Origin of the sequence: Acinetobacter sp. YH12069 (genome assembly GCF_013419675.1) — a bacterium.
In the GTDB taxonomy this organism is placed as follows: Bacteria; Pseudomonadota; Gammaproteobacteria; order Pseudomonadales; family Moraxellaceae; genus Acinetobacter; species Acinetobacter amyesii.
In genome coordinates this window covers 233,371-239,479 of the sequence record NZ_VOZS01000005.1, presented here as the reverse complement: position 1 = coordinate 239,479, position 6,109 = coordinate 233,371, and the positions used below count along the sequence as shown (strand labels likewise).

Annotated in this window: 7 protein-coding genes and 1 other RNA gene; 3 read left to right on the top strand and 5 right to left on the bottom strand. The window is 39.4% G+C overall.

The annotated features are described in order from the left end of the window. Positions 1–113: 113 nt before the first annotated feature. The 3 genes from FTU16_RS04995 to FTU16_RS04985 all read right to left on the bottom strand — a co-directional run bounded on the left by FTU16_RS04995 (position 114) and on the right by FTU16_RS04985 (position 2,553). On the bottom strand, positions 114–437 hold the full coding sequence (locus FTU16_RS04995) for a hypothetical protein (RefSeq protein ID WP_180162825.1): 324 nt from the start codon (positions 435–437) through the stop codon (positions 114–116). Positions 438–510: 73 nt separating this feature from the next. Beyond that, a complete protein-coding gene (pepP, locus tag FTU16_RS04990; RefSeq protein WP_180162824.1) occupies positions 511–1,833 on the bottom strand; it encodes a Xaa-Pro aminopeptidase in 1,323 nt (440 codons plus the stop codon). Positions 1,834–1,935: 102 nt separating this feature from the next. After that, positions 1,936–2,553 carry a UPF0149 family protein gene (locus tag FTU16_RS04985; protein WP_168378081.1) on the bottom strand — a complete coding sequence of 206 codons (618 nt, stop codon included), beginning with the start codon at positions 2,551–2,553 and terminating at the stop codon, positions 1,936–1,938. 64 nt (positions 2,554–2,617) lie between these two features. Between FTU16_RS04985 and FTU16_RS04980 the strand changes: the two genes are divergently transcribed. From FTU16_RS04980 to ssrS, 3 genes are all read left to right on the top strand, one after another. After that, positions 2,618–3,169, top strand: a complete 552-nt coding sequence (locus tag FTU16_RS04980; protein ID WP_180008929.1) for a hypothetical protein — start codon at positions 2,618–2,620, stop codon at positions 3,167–3,169. Positions 3,170–3,171: 2 nt separating this feature from the next. After that, positions 3,172–3,459, top strand: a complete 288-nt coding sequence (locus tag FTU16_RS04975; RefSeq protein ID WP_168378082.1) for a cell division protein ZapA — start codon at positions 3,172–3,174, stop codon at positions 3,457–3,459. A gap of 99 nt (positions 3,460–3,558) precedes the next feature. Next, positions 3,559–3,741: non-coding RNA, 6S RNA (gene ssrS / locus FTU16_RS04970), on the top strand. A gap of 472 nt (positions 3,742–4,213) precedes the next feature. On the opposite strand, the gene FTU16_RS04965 is transcribed toward ssrS, so the two are convergent. Further along, positions 4,214–4,693, bottom strand: coding sequence for a hypothetical protein (locus FTU16_RS04965; protein WP_180162823.1), 480 nt, complete (start codon positions 4,691–4,693; stop codon positions 4,214–4,216). 85 nt (positions 4,694–4,778) lie between these two features. After that, positions 4,779–5,978, bottom strand: coding sequence for a YncE family protein (locus FTU16_RS04960; RefSeq protein ID WP_257227095.1), 1,200 nt, complete (start codon positions 5,976–5,978; stop codon positions 4,779–4,781). Between the last annotated feature and the right edge of the window lie 131 nt (positions 5,979–6,109).

Below are 6,109 nucleotides of genomic sequence, written 5' to 3'. Positions count from 1 at the left end.
CAATGGCTTTTATGGCTTCAGCTTTAAATTCTGCGGTGTAAGTCTTCTGTTTCTTGCTCATGGTAAACTCCTAATGAGTATGTATAGTTTACCAAGTTAAACCCTCCTGTTTTTTAAGCACACATCATTGTATAGTTTCGACCAATCTTTATTGACCAAATTTTTACTATAGTATCTTCTATATTGGCCTTACTTGCCTCAAAAAATGCTCTATCATCAAACTTATAAATATTTGATAATTCACGATATACCAAATCAAAACCAAGCAACTCTGTTGATATATAGTGTTGCATATCTGTAAAAACATATAGAAATGGGACATTACCTAAAATCTGTACATAAGCAAATTTTAACGAGCTTATATTCGCAGTTTCGATCTGATCAAATTGTTTATAAAATAGTGTATTTTTATCTAACCAAATTTCTTTAACATTCATTAATTTCTCGTTATTTTTCTGATTTTTTATTAAGTAAAGCCGATCATTTGACCGGCTTTTTATTTCGTAAATTTTACTTTGCCATCAAGGCTTCAATGTCTTCTACAGATTTCACCACTGCAGCCGTCAATACACGTGGACCATTTTGAGTCGCTACAACATCATCCTCAATACGGATACCAATACCACACCATTTTACATCCACTGTTTCATCATCTGGCGCAATATAGAGCCCCGGTTCAACCGTTACAACCATGCCTTCTTCATAGGCACGCCATTCACCGTCTTGCTTGTATGAACCGACGTCATGCACATCCATACCAAGCCAATGACCCGTACCATGCATATAGAATTGGCGGTAACTTTCTTTTGCGATGATTTCGTCAATATCTCCTTGCATAATGCCAAGATCCAATAAACCTTGAACTAAAATACGCACTGCAACGTTATGTGGTTCTTTATAAGAGTTGCCGATACGCACCGCATCAATCGCCGCAATTTGCGCATCGAGTACGATATTATAAAGTGCTTTTTGTTCAGGGCTGAATTTACCGTTGACTGGGAAAGTACGGGTAATGTCTGAGGCATACAGCTGATATTCACATGCTGCATCAATCAGTACCAAATCACCATCTTTGAGTTCTTTGTCATTTTCCACATAGTGCAAAATACAGCCATTTTCACCGCCACCAACAATGCTGTTATAAGACGGTACACAACCATTTTTACCAAACACATAATTCAGTTCAGCTTCCAAAGCATATTCCATCATGCCCGGTTTAACGGTTTGCATTGCACGTGTATGTGCTTCTGCTGAAATATCCGATGCGATTTGCATCATTTCAAGTTCATCTTCAGATTTGTGCAGACGCATTTCATCAATAATACGATCAAGCTGAATCACTTGTGCAGGCGCACTCGCACCTTTGCGTGATTCACCACTCGCTGTTGCAATCCACTTAGCAACACGTGCATCGAAATCAGCTTGCTGACCTATTCGATAGAACAATTTATCTTTATTTTGTAATTTTTCTAAAATTTCTTCATCAAGCAAATCAATTGCATAAGCTTCATCGGCTTCATAATCATCTACTGCCCCATCTACACCCACACGGTAACCATTCCAAATTTCCATTTCACGGTCACGTTCACGGCAGAATAAAGCGTAGCTATAACCTTCTTCTTCGCTATCAAAGGTTTCAATCACTGCAACCGCTTCAGGTTCAGCAAAACCTGTTAAATAAAAGAAACTACTATCAGCTCGAAATTTATAATCTGCGTCGCGATTACGCATGGCTTCTTTGCTCGTGGCAATAATTGCGATGCTGCGTAAGCCCATTTCACCTGCAAGGATGTCACGACGTTCCTGAAAATCTGCTTGAGTTAATTTCTTCATGGATATGCTTCTTATACGTTTGGACTATGATTGATTTAATAGGATGATGAACTCCTTAGATAGAGTCCATCATCTATTAATTATTAATGCAAAAAGAATGCCTTAACTTGGACGGTGTGGAGTGAACATTTCAACCACATTGCCCGCTTGAGCCGATGAATTTTTAGCACTCAGTTGTAGCAACGGTGTTTCTGAAACATCTACTTTGGTACGTCCCATAGACAGGCTTACTGGGATTAAACGAACAAATTCGTATAATTCCTGATAGCTTTCTTCACCTTCTTCATCATCATCTGAATCTTCAAACTCAACTGAAGCGACATCTTGTAAATGCTCAATCAATTCTTGTTCATTGGTACGCAGATGTCCTGCTGCCAAACCAAAGCCAAGAACCACACCTGCACACCAGTCTGCCAAGGCTTGTACACGCTCACCCAGTAAGTGATCATCATCTGGTAATAAAGGAAGATAGTCGAGTTCATCATCTGAAAGTGAATGAGCAACATCTTCTGCTTCTTCAGTTAACAATGCCAATGCATCTTCATCTAATTCAGCTACATCAAGTGTTGCTAAAATTTGTTGCCACTCTTCACGACTCGGTGGTTGTGACACACAAACTATACCAGTGAGTAAACCATGTAACTCACTTGGGCTTGAAATTTCTTCAATTTTAGAAAAATTGTGGGACCAATCTGACCAACCTGAAATATCGTCTTGCATTCGCTTATCCAATCTCTATACTTCGTATATATTACCTTTGTTTGCAAGACTGTGCGACTACGTTATGTTAGAAGAATTACAGCGTCTCCAAGCGCATATTAGCGTTTTAAAAACGCGACTGGCGCAATTTGAAAGCGAAAATGGTGCCTTACATGATGAGAAAAACTCATCAAATGAGCAGCATCATGCTCAAATTGTACATAAGAACGGCATTATCACCTCGAAACAAGAAGAAATTGAAACACTGAATGAGCAATTAACTGATTCACGTGCTCAACTTCAACAGCTCAATACTGATGCAACTGCTTTGGCTGACCGATACAGCCGCCTCGAAAAAAGCTGTACTGATCTAAAAAATCGTTTTCAGGAAATTTTGGCAGAGCGTAATGAGTTACGTATCGTCAAAGAAAAAATGCAAAATGAACAACGTCATGCTCAGCAAGAAATTCAAGGTTTAAAGCAAGAACGTGAACGTCTGCTACAAAAAAATGAACATGCCAAGGCCAAAGTTGAAGCGATTATTCAACGTTTAGCAATTTTAGGTACTGCTCAAGATCAACATGCACAAGAAATTCAACAATTGGCACATCCGACTGAAAGTAATGAGGAAGTTTGATCATGAGTGAACAAATTGCAGTTGATTTAAAAGTTCTAGGTCATAGTTTCCGTTTAGCAACGACTTCTGACCAACAAGCAGATTTAGAACGTGCAGCGCAGCTGCTGAATGACAAATACGATGAATTTCGTCGTAAAGCGCCACGTATGGAACCAAGCAAGTTGATCATTATGGTCGCACTTGAGTTAATGCAAGAAGTCCTGTCGATGAATAAGAGTTTGCAAGAATATGCAAACTGCGAACTTTTGTTGCAAAATATTTTGGAACAAGTGGAAGAATTGACTGATTAATCGGTGGTTTAGTGATTATACTTTGCCCGATTGCTTCATTTTAAACACTTTGTCAGCGTTTGGTGATTTGCCAATAACGCTGAATTCGTTATACTGAGTACATCTCTGAGGTGTTCGCCAGCTAGGTCTAATCCCCTGCCGATACTTAAACTTATGGATGTGTTCTGTATATTCTGAGCGTATGCCCTCCTCGTGTGGGAAACCCAGCGAGTGTACGTCGCGTCCACCTTGAACTCATCGGGTTCAGGGTCACGACATTTGCAGCGGCATCTTCGGAGTGTTTATCTTCCAAGTCATTAAATGAATTTTCAGCATTCAACTCAATTCAAAAATATTCTAAAAAATTCACTATTCTATTTCTGCGCTATTCGACTCCTGTTCTTTTCTTAAAAACTGATGTTACGCACATAAAAGTAATTTCGCATTTTTAAAATAATTTTAAGCCTATTCGACGGAGTCTTACATCTAAGGATTAAATAAAGAGATTAGCCTTCGGCTGGAGATACTTTTGTTTCGGCAAAAGTACCCAAAACCATTGTCATCCGCAAAACTCGTTCACTACCGTCAAATTATTCAAAGCATCACAAAAACATTTTTGATTAGAAGTAGTCCTGTCTTAAACACTTGCGGATGACGTTACCGCGTATCGTTGTTTTATTTGAAGCAAATTGCGCTTTGATGTTACTGCGTAACATCAGTTAAAAATTTTTATTCAAGTTTGTTCACCTTCAAAAGCTTATTTAATCCGCCTTATTCAATCTTTAAGTTGTTCTAGTTTGGCTTGTTGCCCATCTAAAAATCGATCCATTTCAGGCAGTATTTGGCGTAAATATTGAATAGATGAAATGGCTTCATCCACATTCACGACGCCTTTTTCAACCAATCTGTATTGTTGCTCGAGTAAAGCGAGTACTTGATTTTGATTCGGCTGCTGCCCCTGACTCATTTGCGTATTTATTTGCTGAAATTCTTGAAATACTTGTTCACGTTGTTGTAATAACTGGGTGTGCATTTCCATATCTTGTCTTTCTTGTTTTTGTTTTTGTTTTTGTTTTGAACTTTGATCATTTAAAGCATTATTAGTGGTTTGCACTGTAAGCGGGCTAAGAACTTTTTGTGTATCCAGTTGAGTCTGTTCCTGCTCTACGTGCTGTTGCCGTGGTTTTAAAAACTGAATCATCAACAATAAAATTAAGCTAACCATTAAGCCTAGAACAATCCATTTCTTATACATGATCCAATCTCTAAATGTTCTTCAATTAAAAAATTCAGAGCCGATTTGACTCTGAATTTTCCATTTTCTTTTGATTTAAACTGTTTTACTGACTGCCCCATCCTGCTGGTGCATAACCTAAACGAACACGCTGTGGGTGATTGCCAACTGGAACTGTGATGACTTTTTCACCTGTTGCAAAATCAATCACGGTTACTGCATCTGTGGCACTTTCAGAAATGACACAGCGTTTACCATCTGGACTTTGCGTTGCCCAATACGGTTTGCCTGCAGCAATCAATTTCGCCGCGGTCAAAGTTTTACGATCGACGATGGTGGCATAATCATCCATCGTTCCTGCGACACATAGTTTTTCACCATCTCCACTGATCGAAAGCCCATGATGGCGTGAGTCATTCACCCATTTGGTGCGATCAGAGGGAATAGTTGCACTTCCCGGAAGCTGTGCAATGCGTGTGACTTTGCCTTGATTGAGATCATATTCGACCAAGCCATTAAAAAATGAGACTTGTGCATAGATTTTGGATTCGTCTTTGCTAAACACAATTGGACGCACAGCGTTCGATAGGTCTTTACGGCCAAAGGCATCCAATGCAGGACGAAAATCAATTTTCTTCAAGACTTTAAAATTATTAGCATCAGCAATGGTGATATAGCGTTTGCCTTTAGTGAAATCCTGCCACGCTGCATCCATGGCTGTTTCGACATTTCCAATGGCTGAATTTAGAATTTTAGTACCGTTGGCAAAATAGATATTTTCATGTGGTTTATCGCCCGTCGCAAAACGTCCTAATTCTTTGCCCGTGTTGATATCGAGTACATGTACAACATTCCCTGAAGATGCTGAAACAGCAACTTGTTGCCCATCGGGTGAAACCGCCATATGGTCTGCTCGAAATCCTTCAACGGGTGTGCGCCAATTGATTTTCCCCGTTGCAATGTTAATCGAGACTACATCTGCATAACTTGGGCGTGATGCAACCACCGATTTGCCATCTGGTGTGGAATACATGTCATCGACCAATTGATCATTTCCCTCTCCTGCCGTATTACGAATATAGCTATAAGCGATTAATTTTACTGGGTTGAGGTAAATTTCAGTGAGGCGTTGTTTTTTGTCGGGCACCATATTGATAACACCAACTTTTTGATAGTTTTTTGCAGGATTGATGACTGTAACCGTACCATCCCAGTTATTACCCACAAAAAAAACTTGCTGGCTATTGGGTGGAATTGGCGCAGTGCTGGTCGCTGCGAAAGTGAGTGGAGACACCATGATTGTCATCGAAAGAAGTGTCCTAATCCAGAGATTCTTTTTCATTTTTATTGTCCATTAATTTGTTTTTATGCATACCTTTTGAGCTACGTCATCAGATAAGTGTCGCTTTTTAAGCGCAAAGAAAGCTTATTCAATAT